A 16,296-nucleotide genomic window follows, 5' to 3' on the forward strand; every position below is an offset into this window, starting at 1 on the left:
TACAGCACGATAAATTATATGACCTAGTAACCCTTTGGAGGCGGCGAAAATGAAAAAAGCTATTAATTTGCTGGGATGGATAAGTGTAACAGCTACGATGCTTGCCTTAATATTCACTATGGTATCTACTTATCATTTTGCATACATTAAATATTTTTATGGATATTATACACTGCAGTGGTGTCTGTCAGCAACAATGATTTTATGGGGAATAAAAATACTATACATAAAGTCCAGCATTAAGGATGTAATTTATACAATAATTTGCTTTTCTATGGCATTTGTGGCAGTTTTTTTTAGATTTATGAAGGTTAATTAAAAGATAAATGGCGTCCGCATGAGTTGTTACTTATTGTACCAATAGATAATAACTTATGTGGATGCCATTTTTATTTATATAAGAAAATTATATTATGAATAGCCTAAAATTATTTTTTTGTGGTAAAATAGTAAATATTAACTTGTATCTAGGAAGAGGTGGAAATATGTCAGTTACAAAGAAAGATGTAGAATATGTTGCAGACCTTGCAAGACTAAGCTTTTCAGAGGAAGAAAAAGAAGGACTTATTAAGGATTTAAATAGTGTACTTCAATATATTGAAAAATTAAATGAACTTGATACTGAAGATGTAGAAATAATAGTAAATCCCTACTATATTGAAAATCGTCTTAGAGAGGATGAAGTTAAACCATCAATGGAACTTAGTGAAGTATTAAATAATGCACCAAGTAAGCTTGAAGAGTATTTCTTAGTGCCTAAAGTTTTAGAGTAAAGGAGAGAATTTTATGGAATTACATAAGCTTAAGGCTCATGAAATAAAAGAGCTAATAAATAATAAAGAAGTTAAGGTAGAAGAAGTAACTGAGAGTTATCTAGATAGAATAGAAGCAGTTGATGCTCGTCTAGGAACTTATCTATACGTAGCAAAAGAAGAGGCACGCTCAGCGGCAAAGGATTTAGATAAAAAGATAAGTGAAGGTAAGAGCATAGGTGCACTTGGTGGAGTTCCTATTGCAATAAAAGATAATATAAGTGTTAAAGGTATGCAAAATACATGTGCTTCTAAGATTTTAGAGGGTTACATAGCTCCTTATGATGCTCACATCGTTGAAAATTTAAAAAAGGAAGATGCAGTTATTCTTGGAAAGCTTAATATGGATGAGTTTGCTATGGGATCTTCCAATGAAAATAGTGCATATAAGCTTGTTAAAAACCCTTGGGATTTAGAACGGGTACCTGGAGGTTCATCTGGCGGGGCAGCTGCTTCAGTTGCAGCCAATGAAACACCACTTTCACTTGGTTCTGAAACAGGGGGATCTGTTAGGCAGCCAGCGGCGCTATGCGGAGTTGTTGGACTTAAACCAACCTATGGAAGAATATCAAGATACGGTCTAGTAGCCTTCGGTTCTACCTTGGACCAAATAGGACCTATGGCTAGGGATGTTGAAGACTGTGCACTAATTACTCAGCATTTAGCAGGCTATGACTATAGGGATTCAACAACTGCAGAGGTACCTGTGCAGGACTATAAGAAAAGTTTAACTAAAGACCTTAAGGGCAAGAAAATAGGTATTCCAAAGGAATTCTTTGGTGAGGGCCTAAATGAAGAGGTTAGAAAGTCTGTATTAGAGGCAATTGATGTACTTAAAGAAAATGGAGCAGAAGTTTTAGAATGTTCACTTCCACTTTCAGAGTATGCCCTTGCCGCATATTACATTATAGGCAGTGCAGAAGCATCTTCAAATTTAGCAAGATTTGATGGAATAAGATACGGGCACAGAGCTAAAGAGTTCGAGGATTCAATTGATATTTATTATAAATCTAAGAATGAGGGTTATGGCAAGGAAGTAAAGAGAAGAATTATGCTTGGTACCTACGCTTTATCAGCAGGCTACTATGATGCCTATTATAAAAAGGCTTTAAAGATAAGAAATTTAATAAAACAGGATTTTCAAAGGGTATTTAGAGAATTTGACGCAGTAGTTTCACCTACTACTCCAACTACAGCTTTTAAAATTGGAGAAAAAACTGATGATGTACTTTCTATGTATTTATCGGACATATATACAGTGCCAGTAAATATAGCAGGAATACCAGCAATTTCAGTACCATGTGGTATGGTTTCTGGTTTACCTGTAGGACTACAGTTTATAGGAGATTATTTTAGAGAGGATACTTTATTTAATCTTGCTTACAGCTATGAACAGTCAACTAATTGGCACAAGCTTATACCAAATATTTAAAGGTAAAAGTCCTAAATGGACTTTTACGGGTAGTTTGCGAACGAAAGTGAGTAATTTTAAACTACCCCGTTGGCGAAGCCAAAGTCCTAAATGGACTTTTACGGGTAGTTTGCGAACGGGAGTGAGTAATCTTAAACTGCCCCGTGTTTTCGAAAGAAAGGAGAAAAAAATACATATGAAATATGAAACAGTCATTGGCTTAGAAGTTCATGCGGAACTTTCTACAAATACAAAAATTTACTGCAGCTGTTCTACTGAATTTGGAGGACAGCCCAATACACATGTTTGTCCTATATGTCTAGGGCTTCCTGGTTCTCTGCCTCAGCTTAATAAAAAGGTGGTGGAGTATGGTGTAAAGGCAGGACTTGCATTAAATTGTAAGATACATAACATAAGCAGAATGGATAGAAAGAATTATTTTTATCCAGATAACCCCAAGAATTATCAAATTACACAGGATGAGCTTCCACTATGTTATGAGGGATATATTGAAATTGAACTTCAAAATGGAGAGAAGAAAAAAATAGGTGTTGAAAGAATTCATATTGAAGAAGATGCTGGAAAGCTATTACACACAGCAGCTGGAACTTTAATAGATTATAACAGGGCGGGGGTTCCGCTAATAGAAATTGTATCAAAGCCAGATTTAAGATCCCCAGAAGAGGCAACACTTTATCTTCAAAAGCTTAAAAGCATATTAAGCTCAATTGGAGTATCTGACGTTAAAATGGAAGAGGGCTCCTTAAGATGTGACGGAAATATTTCTATAAGACCAGAGGGAAGTCTGGAGTTTGGAGTTAAGTCTGAAATTAAAAACATGAACTCCTTTAAGGCACTTGAAAAGGCTTTAAACTATGAATATGAAAGACAGTGTAAGGCAGTAGAAAGTGGAGAAAAACTTTTTGTAGAAACAAGAAGATGGGACGATGCTAAAGGTGAAACTATAGTTATGAGAAACAAGGAACAGGCAAATGACTATAGATACTTCCCTGAAGGAGACCTAGTTACACTTAATGTTAGCGATAAGTGGATTGAGGAAATAAAGAGTACCATACCAGAGCTTCCACACGAAAAGGCTGAAAGATTTGTAAAGGAATTTGAAATACCAAAATATGATGCCTCTGTTTTAACTTTATCTATGGCCTTAGCTGATTTCTTTGAAGCTACAGCTAAATTAAGCAAAGATGCAAAATCAGCATCAAACTGGCTAATGGGTGATATTTCAAGACTCATGAATGAAAAAAATGTTGATCCTGAAAACTTAAAATTTACTCCAGAAGCCCTATCACAGCTAATTAAGCTCATAAACTCAGGAACTATTTCTAATAATATAGGCAAAAAAGTAATAGAAGAAATGTTTGACACTGGAAAAAATCCTAATACAATTGTTGAAGAAAAAGGATTAGTTCAAAACAATGATGAAGGAGCTATTCGTGAAGCTGTTGTTAAGGTGCTTCAGAATAATCCTAAGACAGTTGAGGATTTTAAAAGCGGAAAAACAAGAATTGTTGGTTTTGTTGTTGGCTTAGTTATGAAAGAAACAAGAGGCAAAGCAAATCCACAAATAGCAAATAAATTAGTAGAAGAAGAGTTAAGTAAGTTATAGACCATATAAATATATTAAGCCGCTGAGACTACTTAAGGAATCATCATAGATTCCTTTTAAGTAGTCTCAGCGGCTTTAGTTATTTCCATGTCTAGTACTTTATATTAGAATTTCTTTAAGAGTTTAAATTTTACCATTAAAAGTTTTTAAATTTAAGTTTCAGTTATATTATCCGCAGCTTCATTTTGCTCTTTTTTAGTAACAACTTTATTTTGCAGACCAATGGTTTGAATAAGTTTTTCCATAAGATAGTTTTTATATCTTAATTGACCGAAAATCTGATTTAAAATAATAAAACCCCATATCAGGACAAATACTATTGTAAACATTGTAAGTATTCCAAAGAGCTCAATAACAAGCAGCATAACAATACCCCTCCTAATTATAAATACAGAAACATTATAACACAAATAAGAAATTTGAGGAAAATAATATAATTAGTATAAGAAATTTTGTTAAGAAATTAAATAAAATACATATAATATAGTGTATGTGATAAACCAATTTTATAGGAGGCAGAATGGTTAATATACTTGATTCTCTTTATTATCAGCTGAAAAAGGATGAAATAGAGAAAGCAAGTACTATTTTAAAGATGATAGATATAGAAACAATATTTCAAAATTTGAGTAAACTATGCTGGAATTATAATATTCAATGGGAAACAATAATTAAAACTAACTACCTTCTAAAATTAAAGCTGAGCGGTGATAATCAGGTTGTAATGTTCAAGTATCATAAAACAGATATGGTTACTTTAGGGCAAATAGATTTGTTTTTAAATGAACTTGATAAAACTAAGTCAAATAAGGGTTTTTATATAACCACAGGTAAATTTGAAAGAATAAATAGAAAAAACCTAAAAGTAAATTTAAAGAAAAAGGACTTAATACTTGAAGACAACTTTATTTTTATTAAAAACAATCCTGGACTAATAGGCAGAGCTAAGGATGATTCTATGATCAAAAAAATAAATTTCTATAAATATCTTCCCAATTAACTTAAGTTTGATTAAGTTTTGCAATAATGACTATAATTATTAATAGAAATATCTAAGTTGGGTTTATGGGAGATCTACATATGAAAAGCAAGTTTTGTTTTATATTGAGTTTAATAATAATAATGTTTATATTCACAAGTGGATGTGTTGAAAAAAAGACAACTTCCTCAATATTAGATAATAAGACAAAAACTAATATAGTTTATAGTATCAATGAGTTTCCAGAGGATCTTTTGCAATTAAATTCAAGCAGCAGCTGTGACAAAGATATTCTTCTTACATTATTCGAAGGTCTTGTAAAGCAAAATGAAAATGGAGATTTAGTACCTGGAATAGCAGAAAGTATTACTGAAGGCAAGGATAATATTACTTATACCTTTAAATTAAGGGATAATGCAAAATGGTATGATGGAAAGAAAATAACTGCCGAAGATTTTGTGACTTTTTTTAAAGATATATTAAATCCCACACTTAAGAATAATTATGCAAGTGAGTTATATTGTATATTTGGTGCTCAAGATTATAATAATGGCAAAAAAAGCTTTAACGGAGTTGCAATTAGGGCTGTTGATGAAAAGACTCTTGAATTAAGGTTAAATTCACCTACAAACTCTTTGCTGCAAGTATTAAGTGAACCTGTGTTTGCACTTAGAATTATTGATGCTAATTTAAAGGACTGGAGAAATGCATATAAAAATATTAATTATACTGGCCCCTTTAGTCTTTATAGCATAGATAATAGTACAGGACTAACACTATTAAAGAACGAAAACTACTATGACAAAGCTGAAGTAAAATCAGACAAATTATATATCACTACAAATTCAAGTACTGAAAATGCTATGGCAAGTTTTAAGAATAATAAAATTAATTTATTCTTAAATCCTCCTGTTAGTGAAATTAAAAATCTTATTATTAATGGAGAGGAAGAAGCTATTCCAGTTAACATTGGGTGGAGTTTAAATTTCAATTTTAAAAAATCAGGAATTGCTAATAATGTCAGCTTTCGAAGGGCATTGAGTTTAGCTATTAATAGAGAAAAAATAGCTGAAAATAATCTAAGTAGTACAGTAAGAGCAGCTTTCACTTATGTACCTAAGGAGGATTCTGCAAGCTCACAAGTTTTTAATGCAAACAAATATATAAAAGAAGAAAATGATGTTACACTTAGTAAAGAGCTTCTTTCAAATAGCAGATATGATAAAAAAGAAAAAGTAAGTTTTATATATTTAGATAATGATGCAAATAAACGAATTGCGGATGCTTTAGCAAAGAATATTAAAGAGGTATTAGATATAAATATAGATTGCAAAGGCTTAAATGAAGGAGATTTTAATGACTTCTTAAAAAATGGTAATTTCAGCATGGCTTTAAATGAATATACCTCCACTAATAATGACGCATTATCTTTTCTAGAACCATGGATTTCAACATCTAAGTCAAATATTTTTGGATATAATAATAGCCAGTATGATGATTTAGTTTTTAAGGCAAAATTAGAAGGAGATAAGCAAAAAAGATCAGATTATATAAAAAATGGAGAGGCAATACTGCTTAATGAAATGCCCAATATTCCACTGTTTTTTCAGAATATAATTTTGTGCAAAAAATCAGAAATTAAAGGAGTTTATATTTTAAAAGAAGGTAATGTTAAACTTGATAAGGCTTATATAGATGATGAAGACAGCACAAATAACTAAAAGCTCCCTATTAACTGGGAGCTTTTAGTTATTTATAAAGATTATTACCTAAGGGTTATCGGCATCGAATTTGCTTAAATATATTATTAGTAAATAAATAAACATATTCTTGCTGCTGTCAAAAGTAAGCTTGCTTTGAGTGAAGCTTTCTTTCTTTTTATTATAGGATATATTTTTTATGAATATGGGAGCTAAATCAACGCTATCAGGAGTAGGTATATTTGGCATTCTAAATTCCTGCTCGTCAATGATATCTTCAGATTTTGAAGTGAAGTTTCTATATCTTTCTACGTCGTCTAAATCAGGGCTTACCGGCCAGCTTAATATAATGCCTGAATCTATAAGCTGTCTTTTATATACATCTACGGCAATCATATTACCATCTTTACTTTCACCAAAGAACTTCATATAACTTAAAATGGATAATAAATAAAGCACAATCTCAAGGCTTGAATAAAGAGATTCTTTTTTATCTTCAGCCTTTATAAAAAGTCCTTTTTCCGGCATATATAATTCCAGAAGTTTATTATGAATACTGTCACAAGTATCCTTAAACTTTATAATTTCAGTATCTTTATAGATAACTAAGCAATTTATGAAGAATAAACAGTCAGTTTCAAGCTCATTTTCAAGTTTATCAGAAAGGACGTCTTTCCGGCCCTCTAAAATGAATTCCATTATATCAAGAAATAATAATTTTGCCTCAGGTAGCTTACTATAATTGTAAAATAAATTTATCGCAAAAGAAAGTTTGGTTAGCTCCTCATAGGAGCTAAGATAGAGTTCATCTTTTAACTCATTAAACATATTAAAAATATCTAAGGCAAAGGATTTGTATTCATTACCCAATGCACTGTCATCAAATAAGGAATATTTATAATAAGCTGCCATAAGGAAAGCTTGATCAGAAAACTTAAACTTTTTATTTTTTTCTTCAAATTTATATTCCTCCAAGGAGTTTCCATCTATGTGCTTTTTATCAACAAATAAGCCTTCTATGTTCCTGAAGTTTGCAGCATAGAATTCAAGCTGCTTTTTTGCCAGCAATAAATAGACGTTTCCTAAGGAATTCTTTTTATTATCAATGCCTTCAAACTTCTTATAGTAATCTATTAATTCTAAAATACCTAAGGTCATTAGTGAATTTCCTTCTATGTTTATTTCTTTTTTTAGGCTGTCTTCATCAAAGCATAGGCCGCCTCCGATATTTATTAATTTTGGACTACCTTTTTTATATATACATAAAAGTGGAGAAAAAGGACCAATTGTGCTAATATCAAAATTAGGTATATTTTTTATCTTTAGATCTTTAGCTGAAATTGTTATTCCGCATTTGGAATTTAAAACTAAATATTTTAATGATTCTTTTGCTAGGAAAAAAAGTTGCTTTTCAATGATATTACTTTTAAGGGTATTCATCCTTAAAAAAGGACCTATATACTTCAAACTATACACCACCATAAATTAATCCTTATATAAATAATATGATTTAATTTGGAAAATAGTGCTTGACCACCTAAAAAGAAAGGAGATTTTTATGAAAGTCGGAAAATTAAATTGGGATGATCTTAAAGAAATAATAAATAGTAATAAGAGTGTGGATAGAAAAGATGTCAGAATTAAAAGCGGGGTAGGTGAAGATTGCAGCGTTATAGAATATGGAGACTTTGAATGCATTGTTTCAACTGATCCTATAACCGGAGCTGAAAGCGACATTGGAAAACTTGCTGTACATATTAATTGCAACGATATAGCCTCCTGCGGTGTTGAGCCTATAGGAATTCTTATAACCATTCTTGCACCTGAGAAGACAACATTAAAGGAATTAAAAGATTTAATGAAAGAAATTGATGAAGAATGCAAAAAATTAAATGTTGAAATCCTAGGTGGTCATACAGAAATAACTAGAGCCGTTAATAAGCTTATAGTATCCTGCACTGCCATTGGTAAGGGAAAAAAAGGTGTTGCAGTTGCAACAAGTGGTGCTGAAATAGATGATGACATAATCGTAACTAAAAATTTAGCTATGGAGGGCACCTCAATAATTATTAATGATTATATTCAATTTATTAGGGATATAATCACTGCTGAAGAAGCAGAAGAAGTAAAAACCTATATAGAAAATATTAGCGTGGTTGATGAAGGGATAATAGCAGGAAATTTTGGAGTAAATTCCATGCATGATATTACTGAAGGTGGTGTACTAGGAGCACTGTGGGAAATGGCTGACGCTAGTAATGTTGGTTTTAGAGTATATGAAGAAAAGATGCCTTTAAGTAATGTTACAAAAAAGATATGCAGCAAGCTAAACATTGACCCTTTAAGGCTTATATCATCAGGAAGTATGCTTATTACAACTAAGAATGGACCAGAACTTATAAATAAGCTGAGTAAAAAAGGAATTAAGGCAGCAATTATAGGCAATATTACTAAGGACAAAGGTATTTTAGTCGATAATAAAGGTTTTGAAATAGAAGTGCAACCGCCAGAAAGAGATGAACTTTTTAGCTTGGATGATTTATTAATGAATAGTTAACAATTAAAACAAAATGAAGAATTATAAATTATTTAGTCTATAATAAAATAGATTAAGTTTTTCTTTGTGGAAGCATCCATAATTAATGATTTTTATTGGAGGTTAATAAAATTGAGAAATGATAATAGAAGAAATGATTCAGTAAGGCCCGTTAAAATAGCCCGAAATTATATAAAACATGCAGAGGGTTCAGTGCTCATTGAAGTCGGAGATACAAAAGTAATATGTACTGCCTCCTTGGAGGATAAAGTACCTCCATTTTTAAAGGGAACAGGAGAAGGATGGATTACAGCAGAATATAATATGCTCCCTAGGGCAACTCAAGTTAGAAAACCAAGGGATATTTCTAGATTAAAGATAGATGGCAGAACTATGGAAATTCAAAGACTTATAGGAAGAGCCTTGAGATCTGTTGTTGATTTAAAAGCTATTGGTGAAAAAACTATATGGATAGATTGCGATGTGATACAAGCAGATGGAGGAACAAGAACTTCTTCTATTACAGGAGCCTTTGTTGCCATGGTCGATGCAGTAAATAAGCTTCACAAACATACTCCATTTCAGGTTTATCCAATAAGAAATTTTGTAACTGCGGTAAGTGTAGGGATTGTAAATGATGTGAAAATGTTAGATTTATGTTATATTGAAGATTCAAATGCTAAAGTAGATATGAATATTGTTATGACAGATGAAGGCCAATTTATAGAAGTGCAGGGGACTGGAGAAGAGAGCCCTTTTTCTAGAAAGGATTTAGATGAACTATTGGCACTTGGAGAAAAGGGAATAAAACAAATGCTGCAGGCTCAAAAGGACGCGCTTAAAACAGATTGTTTATGGATAGGGACAGGTGAAAACAATTGAAAAAATTAATTATTGCAAGCAATAATGCTCACAAGGTTAAGGAGATTAAGGCCATATTAGAGGAATTTCCAATTGAAGTAATATCATTAAGAGAAGCTGAAATAGATATTGATGTTGTTGAAGATGGTAGTACTTTTATGGAAAATGCACTTAAAAAGGCTAGAGAAATTTTTGCTATAGGAAAGGATGCAATGGTTTTATCAGACGATTCCGGGCTTATGGTGGATGCCTTAAATGGAGCTCCGGGAGTTTTTTCTGCAAGGTTTGCTGGAGAACATGGTAATGACAAAAAAAATAATGAAAAATTATTAAAGCTTTTAGATGGAAAGCCTATAGAAGAAAGGAAGGCACATTTCGTAAGTGCAATAGTACTTATAATAAGTGAAGATAAAATAATAAAGGTTCAAGGAGAAGTAGAAGGCTATATAAAGGAGGCACCATCTGGAAATAGCGGCTTTGGCTATGACCCGCTTTTCTATTATCCAAAGTTTAATAAAACCTTTGGTGAATTAACTGAAGATGAGAAGAATAGCATCAGCCATAGAGCAAGAGCACTAGAAAAACTTAAGGAAGAATTAAAAAGGAGTAAACTTTAATGCAAATAGCTGTACTTAGTGATTCTCATAGGCACATTTATGAGTTAAATCAAGTTTTAAAGCAAATTGTATCCTCGGACATGATAATACATTTAGGCGATAACGTGGATGATGTAGAGGTGCTGAGTAAGGGATATAAAGGTAACATTATTAACGTGAGAGGAAATTGCGATTTTAATGCCTTTGTGCCAAGTGAGAGACTGGAGGAGCTTAACGGTAAGAAAGTATTTATTACCCATGGACATAAATATGGTGTGAAAAGTGACTTATTAAGGCTTAAATATAAGGCAAAGGAAGTAGGAGCAGATATAGTTTTATTTGGACATACCCATGAAGCTATTGAATTGTATGAAGAGAGAATATGGTTTGTTAATCCTGGAAGCCTAGCACTTCCACGGAACAGATATAAAAGCTATGCTATTCTAAATATTGATAAGAATGATATAAAAGTCAGTATCAGAGAACTAACTTAAAAAAAATGAAATTAGGTATTGACGAATTAAATTATATCGTGTAGAATAGTCTATGTCGTCGGGAGTTGAACAAGTTACTTCCGAGATACCGGGGTGTAGCGCAGATGGGAGCGCGCGTGGTTTGGGACCATGAGGTCGCAGGTTCAATCCCTGTCACCCCGACCAAATATATGCGGGTGTAGCTCAATGGTAGAGTTCTAGCCTTCCAAGCTAGCTACGAGGGTTCGATTCCCTTCACCCGCTCCAAATGCGGCTTTAGCTCAGTTGGATAGAGCAACTGCCTTCTAAGCAGTAGGCCAGGGGTTCGAATCCCTTAAGCCGCACCAAATATGCACCATTAGCTCAGTTGGTAGAGCAACTGACTCTTAATCAGTGGGCCCTGGGTTCGAGTCCCTGATGGTGCACCATATGGTGGACGTAGTTCAATTGGCAGAGCACCGGATTGTGGTTCCGGCTGTTGTGGGTTCGAGTCCCATCGTCCACCCCATGTAATGGGATGTCGCCAAGCGGTAAGGCACAGGACTTTGACTCCTGTATCCGTAGGTTCGAATCCTGCCATCCCAACCAAGATGGTTCACTAGCTCAGTCGGTAGAGCACATGACTTTTAATCATGGTGTCCGGGGTTCGATTCCCCGGTGAGCCACCAAAATAAAATAATGCAGATGTGGCGGAACTGGCAGACGCACTAGACTTAGGATCTAGCGCCTACGGCATGCAGGTTCGATTCCTGTCATCTGCACCAATATGCGGAAGTGACTCAATGGTAGAGTGTCACCTTGCCAAGGTGAAGGTCGCGGGTTCGAGTCCCGTCTTCCGCTCCAATATACGCGGGTGTAGCTCAATGGTAGAGTTCTAGCCTTCCAAGCTAGCTACGAGGGTTCGATTCCCTTCACCCGCTCCAAAATGCGGCTTTAGCTCAGTTGGATAGAGCAACTGCCTTCTAAGCAGTAGGCCAGGGGTTCGAATCCCTTAAGCCGCACCAAATATGCACCATTAGCTCAGTTGGTAGAGCAACTGACTCTTAATCAGTGGGCCCTGGGTTCGAGTCCCTGATGGTGCACCATATACCGGGGTGTAGCGCAGATGGGAGCGCGCGTGGTTTGGGACCATGAGGTCGCAGGTTCAATCCCTGTCACCCCGACCACTTTAAAAGTTATCTATTTATTTAAGTAACTTTTTTTATTTCTATGCGGGTGTAGCTCAATGGTAGAGTTCTAGCCTTCCAAGCTAGCTACGAGGGTTCGATTCCCTTCACCCGCTCCAGAATATGCGGCTTTAGCTCAGTTGGATAGAGCAACTGCCTTCTAAGCAGTAGGCCAGGGGTTCGAATCCCTTAAGCCGCACCATATGGTGGACGTAGTTCAATTGGCAGAGCACCGGATTGTGGTTCCGGCTGTTGTGGGTTCGAGTCCCATCGTCCACCCCACGTAATGGGATGTCGCCAAGCGGTAAGGCACAGGACTTTGACTCCTGTATCCGTAGGTTCGAATCCTGCCATCCCAACCAAGATGGTTCACTAGCTCAGTCGGTAGAGCACATGACTTTTAATCATGGTGTCCGGGGTTCGATTCCCCGGTGAGCCACCAAAATAAAATAATGCAGATGTGGCGGAACTGGCAGACGCACTAGACTTAGGATCTAGCGCCTACGGCATGCAGGTTCGATTCCTGTCATCTGCACCAATATGCGGAAGTGACTCAATGGTAGAGTGTCACCTTGCCAAGGTGAAGGTCGCGGGTTCGAGTCCCGTCTTCCGCTCCAAATTTAAGCACCCATAGCTCAGCTGGATAGAGTAGTGGACTTCGAATCCAATGGTCGCAGGTTCGACTCCTGTTGGGTGCACCAAGAATGTTGAAACACCTAGGTTTGTAGAAATTCAAACTTAGGTGTTTTTCTGTTTTTCCACATTATTCCCATATTAAAAGTTTTTTTATACCTAAAGCTCCACTTCAGTAATCCAGCAACTGAATCTAAAAAGTATTAAAGATTTTTCAGAAACAGGGTAGCATATTTCGGAACAATGAATGGTTATCTTACTAATGTATATAATAGTATATATTACTTATTTTTAGTTAAAAGCTGGAGGTAATAAATATCTATGGGTATATCAATAACAACACTTTATAAATCTTTAATTATTTTTATAGTACTTTTTATACTTATCCGCATAACCGGTAAAAAACATTTGTCTGAAATAACATACTTTGATTATATATCAGGAATTACAATTGGAGAGATAGCAGGATCAACAAGTGTTCATGATAATGTAAGCGTCTATGATGGTATTATTAGCCTTGTAGTTTGGAGTATTATTCCAATAGTTATTTCATATATAAACATGAAAAGTTTATCAAATCGGAGACTTACAGTTGGTGAGCCTTTGATTTTAATAAAAAATGGAACTGTAAATGATATAAATTTAAAAAAAGCAAGATATAACATTGAAAATTTATTAATGCAACTCCGTAAAAAAGATATATTTGATTTATCTGAGGTGGAATTTGCTTTACTAGAAGTTGATGGAGAATTAAGTGTATTAAAAAAATCGCCCTATAACGCAGCAACACTTAAAGACTTAAATATTTCTACTCCATATAAAGGTTTAATTTTAAATTTAATTGTTAATGGAAGGGCTATAGAAACAAATTTAAAATTAGCTGAAAAGAATCTTGCATGGTTAAAGCATCAACTACATTTAAAAAAAGTAGAAGACATAGCAGATGTAATTTTCGCAGGATTCACAACAGATGAACAGTTACAAATAATCACTAAGGATAATTTATCTAATTCTCAAGATAAGCATGCATAAGAAATGTAGTGAAGTGGAATATAATAATATTTTATATGTAAAAAAGCAAAACCTCTGAGTAATTTCAGAGGTTTAATTGATGTAATATAATTTTTAAATCTTTATCATTCTAAAATCCACGGTGAAAATGTTGGAAATGAGGATGGAAAAAATGATGATGAAAATGGTGATGAAAATGGTGAAAATGTGTGAAACGTGGATCTGGGTCGCCAGGATCCATTTGAGGCATCATTTTCGATTCTCCCATCATTGGACAAGTTTCCCTCATAGGGCATGTTTGCATCCATGGGCATTGAGACATTGGAAACATATTATAAGGCATTCCCATATAATTTTTATCTGTTTGTTTATGACGGTCCTGTTGATTATTTTCAGCATTAATTTCTTTTGGCTCAAAATTGTTAGGCTCTAGTGCATCATTTCTGTAATACATTGATTAACCTCCATTAAATTTACCTACATTAATATATTATTCTGTTAGCTTTAAATTTGAGACATAAGATTACCTAAATTTAAAAAGCTTAGAGAGCACACCTATTATGCAAGGTGCATAATATAATATGGTAATACTTTGAAAGGAATAAACATTTATGTATAGTTATTATAACAATTGTCCATGTTCTTATTGTAGGAATGGAACATATCAATGTCCATATCTATGTGACGAACTAATATATAATCAAGACTTTTCGAGACAGTATAACAATCAATATTTTCCTTATGAAGATAAAGTAAATTATGATTCAATATTTGATTATTCACGTACAGCAGAGGGAAATGACCCTGTTCGATTGAAGGACTATGGACCTGAGCCATTTGTAGTAAATATTGATGAGGCTACTAAGAGAAACAATAATTATAGAACAACTTTATGGACAGGAAAGCATTTGCAGCTTACATTAATGAGTATCAAGCCAGGGGAGGACATAGGTTTAGAAATTCATCCTACAGTTGACCAATTTTTACGAGTTGAAGATGGTGAAGGGCTTGCACAAATGGGGTCTAATAAAAATAACCTAAATTATCAAAGAAAAGTCTACGATGGATTTGCGATTTTTATACCTGCTGGCACATGGCACAACGTAATAAACACAGGCAATAAACCGCTTAAGATGTATTCCATATATGCTCCACCACAGCACCCACACGGTACAGTTCATGTTACTAAAGCAATGGCTCATTAAGTTTCAAAGGGTCAAGGACGTTAATTATTAAGGGTTATACTCATTTAAAACTTAACTAAGGCAATACTGAGAATATTTTATCAGTATTACCTTTTTTTGCTTTGGATTAGGTTTTTATTTTAAGGTTAAATAGAGCACCCAGAAATGGGTGTTTTAAAACTTATTCTTATAAGCTTTAAAACACTTGGTAACATAATTTACACTTCAAAATAAACTATTATAGGAAAAATATTCTTTAAGTTAAAATTGATAAAATAAACACTTAAGGTATTGACTTAAAGTTTTATACAGCATGCACTGCATAAGATTCTCTTTTGATAGGGGTGGATAGCTTATGCTTATAAAAACAGAAACTCAGGAAAAATCTAAAAATATAGTACAGCCTTATAATAAGAATTATAAAAATTATTTTATAATTAATAACAATTTAAAAGAAGAAATACTTATAAAAACAAAAGATCAATTACTAAATACAATTAACTTTAATAAATATGAAGCTTACATGGTAATTAACAAGTCTGAGGAACTTTCAAAGTATATTCCTCCTGTTAAAAAAATTAATAATTACCGAGAAATCATAAATTTCACAAAAGAATATGGCAGGGTTATTTTAAGACCAATAGAATTCAGTATAAATACTCCAATTTACTTTTTAGAAGCCATTGAGGATTACATTAAAGTTACTGGAAATAAGAAACAACAGCCTATTAAAAAAATATTAGATTGTCGAAGTGATCTTAAAGAATTATTTCAATTACAAGAAGTATCCTTAAATGATTATTTTCTTCAAAAAGGTATCAGATGTGTTAACACAGGTGAGTTACTTGATGATATACAAGTAACTATGAAAAAGGCTGATGCAGTAAATTGGAAGTGTTCTTCACTTCAGTTTTTAATAAGTAATAATAGAATCCTTTTAAATAAAATATTAGATTCCTCAGAGGAAAAATATTTAAATATACTAAAAAAAGCTTTACCTATTGGGTGTAAACTGGAGCTGCTCTTAAAACAAATAAATAAAATTTGCCAAAGATCATGTCATATTTTAGATAAAGGAAATCCTGGTTTTTATGAATATAAATTTGAATTTACTTTAGATAAAGAAAAAAAACTATGGGTTACGGATATGAATATTTTGAATAGCTACAAGGACTTTAAACAAATTGATTTTATAACCTATTCAAGAAAAAATACCACAATATTATATGAAGTGCCAATTATTAATTTGAAGTAAAAAGTAAGAAGCCTGCGTTTGCTGATAGGTGCCCTTGAAGTAGATAGTTTAT

The 16,296-nt window shown here is 33.4% G+C and carries 16 protein-coding genes and 21 tRNA genes; 34 read left to right on the forward strand and 3 right to left on the reverse strand.

Annotated features, from left to right (window positions below; all coding sequences use genetic code 11):
* Nucleotides 1-49: 49 nt before the first annotated feature.
* The 4 genes from ACJDUG_RS05750 (at nt 50) to gatB (ending at nt 3,850) form a co-directional block, all read left to right on the forward strand.
* A complete protein-coding gene (locus ACJDUG_RS05750; protein ID WP_406768948.1) occupies nt 50-319 on the forward strand; it encodes a hypothetical protein in 270 nt (89 codons plus the stop codon).
* 166 nt (nt 320-485) lie between these two features.
* Nucleotides 486-773: an Asp-tRNA(Asn)/Glu-tRNA(Gln) amidotransferase subunit GatC gene (gene gatC, locus ACJDUG_RS05755; RefSeq protein ID WP_406768949.1), complete on the forward strand. Its 288-nt coding sequence runs from the start codon at nt 486-488 to the stop codon at nt 771-773.
* Between the two features lie 13 nt (nt 774-786).
* A complete protein-coding gene (gene gatA / locus ACJDUG_RS05760; protein ID WP_406768950.1) occupies nt 787-2,244 on the forward strand; it encodes an Asp-tRNA(Asn)/Glu-tRNA(Gln) amidotransferase subunit GatA in 1,458 nt (485 codons plus the stop codon).
* 175 nt (nt 2,245-2,419) lie between these two features.
* Nucleotides 2,420-3,850 (forward strand): Asp-tRNA(Asn)/Glu-tRNA(Gln) amidotransferase subunit GatB, encoded by a 1,431-nt coding sequence (gene gatB, locus ACJDUG_RS05765; RefSeq protein ID WP_406768951.1) that lies wholly within the window; start codon nt 2,420-2,422, stop codon nt 3,848-3,850.
* A gap of 152 nt (nt 3,851-4,002) precedes the next feature.
* On the opposite strand, the gene ACJDUG_RS05770 is transcribed toward gatB, so the two are convergent.
* Nucleotides 4,003-4,215, reverse strand: a complete 213-nt coding sequence (locus ACJDUG_RS05770) for a hypothetical protein (RefSeq protein WP_406768952.1) — start codon at nt 4,213-4,215, stop codon at nt 4,003-4,005.
* A gap of 155 nt (nt 4,216-4,370) precedes the next feature.
* Here ACJDUG_RS05770 and ACJDUG_RS05775 point away from each other — a divergent pair, with 155 nt between their 5' ends.
* On the forward strand, nt 4,371-4,850 hold the full coding sequence (locus tag ACJDUG_RS05775) for a hypothetical protein (protein WP_406768953.1): 480 nt from the start codon (nt 4,371-4,373) through the stop codon (nt 4,848-4,850).
* A gap of 80 nt (nt 4,851-4,930) precedes the next feature.
* Nucleotides 4,931-6,550 carry a peptide ABC transporter substrate-binding protein gene (locus ACJDUG_RS05780; protein WP_406768954.1) on the forward strand — a complete coding sequence of 540 codons (1,620 nt, stop codon included), beginning with the start codon at nt 4,931-4,933 and terminating at the stop codon, nt 6,548-6,550.
* Between the two features lie 48 nt (nt 6,551-6,598).
* Here ACJDUG_RS05780 and ACJDUG_RS05785 read toward each other — a convergent pair whose 3' ends face one another.
* Nucleotides 6,599-7,996, reverse strand: coding sequence for a hypothetical protein (locus ACJDUG_RS05785; protein WP_406768955.1), 1,398 nt, complete (start codon nt 7,994-7,996; stop codon nt 6,599-6,601).
* A 91-nt stretch (nt 7,997-8,087) separates the two neighbouring features.
* On the opposite strand from ACJDUG_RS05785, the gene ACJDUG_RS05790 reads away from it, so the two are divergent.
* The 26 genes from ACJDUG_RS05790 (at nt 8,088) to ACJDUG_RS05915 (ending at nt 13,826) form a co-directional block, all read left to right on the forward strand.
* The gene (locus ACJDUG_RS05790) at nt 8,088-9,086 is read left to right on the forward strand and encodes an AIR synthase family protein (RefSeq protein WP_406768956.1); all 999 of its coding nucleotides are present in this window, start codon (nt 8,088-8,090) and stop codon (nt 9,084-9,086) included.
* Between the two features lie 111 nt (nt 9,087-9,197).
* Nucleotides 9,198-9,947 carry a ribonuclease PH gene (gene rph, locus ACJDUG_RS05795; protein ID WP_406768957.1) on the forward strand — a complete coding sequence of 250 codons (750 nt, stop codon included), beginning with the start codon at nt 9,198-9,200 and terminating at the stop codon, nt 9,945-9,947.
* The gene (locus ACJDUG_RS05800) at nt 9,944-10,543 is read left to right on the forward strand and encodes an XTP/dITP diphosphatase (RefSeq protein WP_406768958.1); all 600 of its coding nucleotides are present in this window, start codon (nt 9,944-9,946) and stop codon (nt 10,541-10,543) included. Before rph ends, ACJDUG_RS05800 begins: the two co-directional genes overlap by 4 nt.
* Entirely contained in the window at nt 10,543-11,016 is a 474-nt protein-coding gene (locus ACJDUG_RS05805) for a metallophosphoesterase (RefSeq protein WP_406768959.1), read from the forward strand. Before ACJDUG_RS05800 ends, ACJDUG_RS05805 begins: the two co-directional genes overlap by 1 nt.
* Nucleotides 11,017-11,105: 89 nt before the next feature.
* Nucleotides 11,106-11,181: transfer RNA gene (locus tag ACJDUG_RS05810), tRNA-Pro, on the forward strand.
* Nucleotides 11,182-11,188: 7 nt separating this feature from the next.
* A tRNA-Gly gene (locus ACJDUG_RS05815) sits at nt 11,189-11,262 on the forward strand.
* Between the two features lie 3 nt (nt 11,263-11,265).
* A tRNA-Arg gene (locus ACJDUG_RS05820) sits at nt 11,266-11,342 on the forward strand.
* Between the two features lie 5 nt (nt 11,343-11,347).
* Nucleotides 11,348-11,423, forward strand: a tRNA-Lys gene (locus tag ACJDUG_RS05825).
* Nucleotides 11,424-11,427: 4 nt separating this feature from the next.
* Nucleotides 11,428-11,503, forward strand: a tRNA-His gene (locus ACJDUG_RS05830).
* Nucleotides 11,504-11,508: 5 nt separating this feature from the next.
* Nucleotides 11,509-11,583 (forward strand) — tRNA-Gln (locus tag ACJDUG_RS05835).
* A 4-nt stretch (nt 11,584-11,587) separates the two neighbouring features.
* Nucleotides 11,588-11,663: transfer RNA gene (locus tag ACJDUG_RS05840), tRNA-Lys, on the forward strand.
* 12 nt (nt 11,664-11,675) lie between these two features.
* Nucleotides 11,676-11,759 (forward strand) — tRNA-Leu (locus ACJDUG_RS05845).
* A 4-nt stretch (nt 11,760-11,763) separates the two neighbouring features.
* A tRNA-Gly gene (locus tag ACJDUG_RS05850) sits at nt 11,764-11,838 on the forward strand.
* 6 nt (nt 11,839-11,844) lie between these two features.
* A tRNA-Gly gene (locus ACJDUG_RS05855) sits at nt 11,845-11,918 on the forward strand.
* A 4-nt stretch (nt 11,919-11,922) separates the two neighbouring features.
* Nucleotides 11,923-11,999 (forward strand) — tRNA-Arg (locus ACJDUG_RS05860).
* Between the two features lie 5 nt (nt 12,000-12,004).
* Nucleotides 12,005-12,080, forward strand: a tRNA-Lys gene (locus tag ACJDUG_RS05865).
* A gap of 5 nt (nt 12,081-12,085) precedes the next feature.
* Nucleotides 12,086-12,161: transfer RNA gene (locus ACJDUG_RS05870), tRNA-Pro, on the forward strand.
* Nucleotides 12,162-12,206: 45 nt separating this feature from the next.
* Nucleotides 12,207-12,280, forward strand: a tRNA-Gly gene (locus ACJDUG_RS05875).
* A gap of 6 nt (nt 12,281-12,286) precedes the next feature.
* A tRNA-Arg gene (locus ACJDUG_RS05880) sits at nt 12,287-12,363 on the forward strand.
* Nucleotides 12,364-12,367: 4 nt separating this feature from the next.
* Nucleotides 12,368-12,443 (forward strand) — tRNA-His (locus ACJDUG_RS05885).
* 5 nt (nt 12,444-12,448) lie between these two features.
* Nucleotides 12,449-12,523, forward strand: a tRNA-Gln gene (locus tag ACJDUG_RS05890).
* Nucleotides 12,524-12,527: 4 nt separating this feature from the next.
* Nucleotides 12,528-12,603, forward strand: a tRNA-Lys gene (locus ACJDUG_RS05895).
* 12 nt (nt 12,604-12,615) lie between these two features.
* Nucleotides 12,616-12,699: transfer RNA gene (locus ACJDUG_RS05900), tRNA-Leu, on the forward strand.
* Nucleotides 12,700-12,703: 4 nt separating this feature from the next.
* A tRNA-Gly gene (locus tag ACJDUG_RS05905) sits at nt 12,704-12,778 on the forward strand.
* A 7-nt stretch (nt 12,779-12,785) separates the two neighbouring features.
* A tRNA-Arg gene (locus ACJDUG_RS05910) sits at nt 12,786-12,862 on the forward strand.
* 253 nt (nt 12,863-13,115) lie between these two features.
* The gene (locus ACJDUG_RS05915) at nt 13,116-13,826 is read left to right on the forward strand and encodes a DUF421 domain-containing protein (RefSeq protein WP_406768960.1); all 711 of its coding nucleotides are present in this window, start codon (nt 13,116-13,118) and stop codon (nt 13,824-13,826) included.
* A 109-nt stretch (nt 13,827-13,935) separates the two neighbouring features.
* Here the strand turns inward: ACJDUG_RS05915 and ACJDUG_RS05920 are convergent, their stop codons facing one another.
* Nucleotides 13,936-14,259: a hypothetical protein gene (locus tag ACJDUG_RS05920; protein WP_406768961.1), complete on the reverse strand. Its 324-nt coding sequence runs from the start codon at nt 14,257-14,259 to the stop codon at nt 13,936-13,938.
* A 157-nt stretch (nt 14,260-14,416) separates the two neighbouring features.
* Here ACJDUG_RS05920 and ACJDUG_RS05925 point away from each other — a divergent pair, with 157 nt between their 5' ends.
* Nucleotides 14,417-15,010, forward strand: a complete 594-nt coding sequence (locus ACJDUG_RS05925) for a cupin domain-containing protein (RefSeq protein ID WP_406768962.1) — start codon at nt 14,417-14,419, stop codon at nt 15,008-15,010.
* Nucleotides 15,011-15,344: 334 nt separating this feature from the next.
* On the forward strand, nt 15,345-16,244 hold the full coding sequence (locus ACJDUG_RS05930; RefSeq protein ID WP_406768963.1) for a YheC/YheD family protein: 900 nt from the start codon (nt 15,345-15,347) through the stop codon (nt 16,242-16,244).
* The last annotated feature ends 52 nt before the right edge of the window (nt 16,245-16,296 follow it).

This window comes from Candidatus Clostridium stratigraminis, assembly GCF_045310675.1.
GTDB classification, from domain to species: Bacteria; Bacillota; Clostridia; order Clostridiales; family Clostridiaceae; genus Clostridium_AT; species Clostridium_AT stratigraminis.

Excerpts from the sequence above, each read along its gene's own strand:
- ACJDUG_RS05750 (WP_406768948.1), top strand. The coding sequence starts at position 50 with ATGAAAAAAGCTATTAATTTGCTGGGATGGATAAGTGTAACAGCTACG.
- gatC (WP_406768949.1), top strand. The coding sequence starts at position 486 with ATGTCAGTTACAAAGAAAGATGTAGAATATGTTGCAGACCTTGCAAGA.
- gatA (WP_406768950.1), top strand. The coding sequence starts at position 787 with ATGGAATTACATAAGCTTAAGGCTCATGAAATAAAAGAGCTAATAAAT.
- gatB (WP_406768951.1), top strand. The coding sequence starts at position 2,420 with ATGAAATATGAAACAGTCATTGGCTTAGAAGTTCATGCGGAACTTTCT.
- ACJDUG_RS05770 (WP_406768952.1), bottom strand. The coding sequence starts at position 4,215 with ATGCTGCTTGTTATTGAGCTCTTTGGAATACTTACAATGTTTACAATA.
- ACJDUG_RS05775 (WP_406768953.1), top strand. The coding sequence starts at position 4,371 with ATGGTTAATATACTTGATTCTCTTTATTATCAGCTGAAAAAGGATGAA.
- ACJDUG_RS05780 (WP_406768954.1), top strand. The coding sequence starts at position 4,931 with ATGAAAAGCAAGTTTTGTTTTATATTGAGTTTAATAATAATAATGTTT.
- ACJDUG_RS05790 (WP_406768956.1), top strand. The coding sequence starts at position 8,088 with ATGAAAGTCGGAAAATTAAATTGGGATGATCTTAAAGAAATAATAAAT.
- ACJDUG_RS05805 (WP_406768959.1), top strand. The coding sequence starts at position 10,543 with ATGCAAATAGCTGTACTTAGTGATTCTCATAGGCACATTTATGAGTTA.
- ACJDUG_RS05915 (WP_406768960.1), top strand. The coding sequence starts at position 13,116 with ATGGGTATATCAATAACAACACTTTATAAATCTTTAATTATTTTTATA.
- ACJDUG_RS05920 (WP_406768961.1), bottom strand. The coding sequence starts at position 14,259 with ATGTATTACAGAAATGATGCACTAGAGCCTAACAATTTTGAGCCAAAA.
- ACJDUG_RS05925 (WP_406768962.1), top strand. The coding sequence starts at position 14,417 with ATGTATAGTTATTATAACAATTGTCCATGTTCTTATTGTAGGAATGGA.
- ACJDUG_RS05930 (WP_406768963.1), top strand. The coding sequence starts at position 15,345 with ATGCTTATAAAAACAGAAACTCAGGAAAAATCTAAAAATATAGTACAG.